This window comes from Enterobacter sp. C6 (genome assembly GCF_008122455.1).
GTDB classification, from domain to species: Bacteria; Pseudomonadota; Gammaproteobacteria; order Enterobacterales; family Enterobacteriaceae; genus Enterobacter; species Enterobacter pseudoroggenkampii.
Genome location: NZ_QPFW01000081.1, coordinates 1 through 3746 on the forward strand (window position 1 = coordinate 1; position 3746 = coordinate 3746).

A 3746-nucleotide genomic window follows, 5' to 3' on the forward strand; every position below is an offset into this window, starting at 1 on the left:
CACGGCTGAATATCTCTCAACCCCCGTTAAGCCAGCAGATTCAGATCCTGGAGCAGCAGGTCGGCGCGCGCCTGCTGGCCCGCACCAACCGCAGCGTGAGCCTGACGGCGGCGGGCAAGCAATTTCTCATCGACAGCCGACAAATTCTGAGCATGGTTGAGGACGCCGCCGCCCGGGCAGAACGGCTGTATCTCGGGGAAGCCGGAGAGTTGCGCATCGGGTTTACCTCGTCGGCACCGTTTATCAGCGCCGTCTCGGAAACGCTGTCGTCATTCCGCCGCCATTTCCCGGATGTTCATATTCAGACGCGCGAGATCAACACCCGCGAGCAGATTGCGCCGCTGAATGAAGGTTCCCTGGATCTGGGACTGATGCGTAACACCCAGCTGCCGGACACGCTGGCGTGGGAGGTGATCCTGCGCGAGCCGCTGATGGCCATGATCCCACACGATCACCCGCTGGCGTCGCGTCCGGCGGTTTCGCTGGCAGAGCTGGCAAAAGAGCCGTTTGTCTTTTTTGACCCGCAGGTCGGAACGGGTCTGTATGACGATATCCTGGGGCTGATGCGCCGCTACGATCTTGCCCCGGTCATCACCCAGGAAGTCGGGGAAGCGATGACCATTATCGGTCTGGTCGCCGCCGGGCTGGGCGTGTCTATTCTTCCGGCCTCCTTTAAACGGGTCCAGTTGCGCGAAATGCGCTGGGTGACCATTGCCGAAGAGGATGCCGTTTCCGAAATGTGGCTGGTCTGGTCAAAACACCGCGAGCAGAGCCACGCCGCACAGCGCTTCAAACAGCAGTTAATAAGCGCCTCTGCCGGGCGGCATTTTCAGGGAAAAGGGGGCAAAAATGTGCGGTAAATCACATGGCTAAGTAAATATTTGACGGCAGCCATGCAAGTGCTTCACCATAGCAAACAGTTTATTTCGAAGCTCGAAAATAAGGGAGTACGAGGTGGTTGCTGATAGTCAGCCAGGGCATATTGATCAGATTAAGCAGACCAACGCTGGCGCGGTGTATCGCCTGATTGATCAGCTTGGTCCGGTTTCGCGTATCGATCTTTCGCGCCTGGCACAACTGGCACCTGCCAGTATCACCAAGATTGTCCGCGAGATGCTGGAAGCGCACCTGGTTCAGGAGACGGAAATTCAGGAGCCGGGCAGCCGTGGTCGTCCGGCAGTCGGGCTGGTGGTTGAGACGGAAGCATGGCACTACCTGTCACTGCGCATCAGCCGGGGGGAAATCTTCCTTGCGCTGCGCGACCTGAGCAGCAAGCTGGTGGTGGAAGACCGCCTTGAACTGCCGCTCAACGCGGAGGAACCGCTCCTCGACGCGATTGTCTCGCACATCGATCGCTTCTTTATTCGCCATCAGCAGCGGCTTGAACGCTTAACGGCGATTGCCATCACCATGCCGGGCATTATTGATACCGAAAATGGTATTGTTCACCGCATGCCGTTTTACGACGATGTCAAAGAGATGCCGCTGGGCGAAGTGCTGAAAAACCATACCGGCGTACCGGTCTATATTCAGCATGACATCAGCGCCTGGACGATGGCGGAGGCGCTGTTTGGCGCTTCCCGCGGCGCGCGGGATGTGATTCAGGTGGTCATCGACCATAACGTCGGGGCGGGGGTGATTACCGACGGACGTCTTCTCCACGCCGGAAGCAGCAGCCTGGTGGAAATTGGCCACACCCAGGTCGACCCGTACGGTAAGCGCTGCTACTGCGGCAACCACGGCTGTCTGGAGACCATTGCCAGCGTGGAAAGCGTGCTGGAGCTGGCGCAGGTCAGGCTCAGCCAGTCCATGAGCTCCTCGCTGCACGGACAACCCCTTACGGTGGATTCACTCTGCGCCGCCGCGCGCCAGGGGGATCTGCTGGCGAAGGACATCATTACCGGGGTGGGGAATAACGTTGGCCGCATTCTGGCGATAATGGTGAACCTCTTCAACCCGCAAAAAATCCTCATTGGCTCACCGCTCAGCCAGGCGGCGGAGATCCTCTTCCCGGCGATTACGGCCTGTATTCAGCAGCAGTCGCTTCCCGCCTACAGCCGGAACATTGCGGTAGAAAGCACCCAGTTTTCCAACCAGGGTACGATGGCTGGCGCGGCGCTGGTCAAAGATGCCATGTATAACGGCTCGCTGTTGATCCGCCTGTTACAGGGTTAACTCTTTTCCGCAGATGTAAGAAAAATTGCGCTATCTCAAGCCGGGTAGCGCATGCATCCCGTAGACTTCCTCCACTGAATTATTTACCTGGTTTATATTTTCGAAGCATACCCAAGAGGTGGAGTGAGTCATGCTTAAGCGTTTCTTTGTTACTGGTACAGATACCTCTGTCGGCAAGACCGTCGTATCCCGCGCATTGCTGCAGGCGCTGGCAGCAAGCGGTAAACGCGTGGCAGGGTACAAACCGGTCGCAAAAGGGAGTAAAGAGACGCCAGAGGGATTGCGCAATAAAGACGCCCTGGTGCTGCAAAGCGTCTCGTCACTGGAGTTGCCCTATCACGCGGTCAATCCCATTGCGTTAAGCGAAGAGGAGAGCAGCGTAGCGCACAGCGGCCTGATTAATTATCCCCTGTTGTCCGACGGCCTGGCGAACCTGAGTGAGAAGGTTGACCACGTGGTTGTTGAAGGGACGGGCGGCTGGCGCAGCCTGATGAATGATTTGCGCCCGCTGTCTGAATGGGTTGTGCAGGAGCAGCTTCCGGTGGTGATGGTGGTGGGTATCCAGGAAGGGTGCATCAACCACGCGCTGCTGACGGCGCAGGCGATTGCCAATGACGGCCTGCCGCTGGTTGGCTGGGTAGCAAACCGCATCAACCCGGGCCTGGCGCACTACGCGGAGATCATCGACGTGCTGAGCACCAAACTGCCCGGACCGCTGGTGGGCGAGTTGCCTTATCTGCCTCGCGCCGAGCAGCGCGAGCTAGCGCAGTACGTCGATCTCTCTGCCCTCGGTGGCGTGTTGACCGTAGACAGAGTCGTGGCGTAACGTCCGCGACAGCACGGACGCCACCACGCAGGCGACCAGCAGGCCGGGCAGTAAAAAATACTGCCCGGTCATTTCACAGACCATCAGCGCCGACATAATGGGCGCGTGCGTGGTTGCGGCAAGTAGGGTTGCCATTCCTGCCAGCCCCAGCAGAATCGCCGTTTCAGAACCCGGCAGCCACAGCGCGAACAGCTGCGCGAACAGCATCCCCGTTGCCATACCGACAAACAGCGTGGGCGTAAACACCCCGCCCGGCGCGCCCGACCCGCTGCTCGCCAGTACCGCCAGCAGTTTGCAGATAAACACCCCGGCAATCACCGACAGCAGCGGCGGCGCGAGCAGAAAAGCCTGCACCACGCTATAGCCGTTCCCCCATACCTTCGGCGTCAGAAGAGACAGCAGCCCGACGATCGCACCGCCCAGCGCTAATTGCCACGGTGGCGAAAGCTTGAGGCGCAAGAAAAGACCGTGGCTGAACGCCATCAGCCACATCAGCAGCGGCCCGCAGAGACCCGCCACCAGCCCCATCGTGACCAGCAGGGCATAATCGGTAGCGGTGAGGATACCGCTCAGATGGACCGCGTAGAGCGTGCCGGTACCCGGCGCCAGAAGCTGCGTGGTGAGAAGCGCCACCACCGCCGCGATAACCACGGGCCCGAGCGAGGCCAGCATCAGGGTGCCAAACAGAATCTCAGCGATGAACAGGCTTCCGGCTAAGGGAGCATGGTAAGCGCTGGCCATCCCG

4 protein-coding genes are annotated in these 3746 nt (G+C 59.6%); 3 read left to right on the top strand and 1 reads right to left on the bottom strand.

Going from position 1 to position 3746, the window contains the following annotated elements:
• The 3 genes from DOU50_RS00840 to bioD form a co-directional block, all read left to right on the top strand.
• Positions 1-860 (top strand): LysR family transcriptional regulator (locus DOU50_RS00840; RefSeq protein ID WP_148768533.1); only part of this gene is annotated, 860 nt, incomplete at its 5' end.
• Between the two features lie 94 nt (positions 861-954).
• The gene (gene mlc, locus DOU50_RS00845; protein ID WP_024909131.1) at positions 955-2175 is read left to right on the top strand and encodes a sugar metabolism global transcriptional regulator Mlc; all 1221 of its coding nucleotides are present in this window, start codon (positions 955-957) and stop codon (positions 2173-2175) included.
• Positions 2176-2305: 130 nt separating this feature from the next.
• Positions 2306-3001, top strand: coding sequence for a dethiobiotin synthase (gene bioD, locus DOU50_RS00850; protein ID WP_061715366.1), 696 nt, complete (start codon positions 2306-2308; stop codon positions 2999-3001).
• On the opposite strand, the gene clcB is transcribed toward bioD, so the two are convergent.
• A partial coding sequence (clcB, locus tag DOU50_RS00855) for a voltage-gated ClC-type chloride channel ClcB (protein ID WP_148768534.1) occupies positions 2936-3746 on the bottom strand: 811 nt, incomplete at its 5' end. The genes bioD and clcB overlap by 66 nt on opposite strands.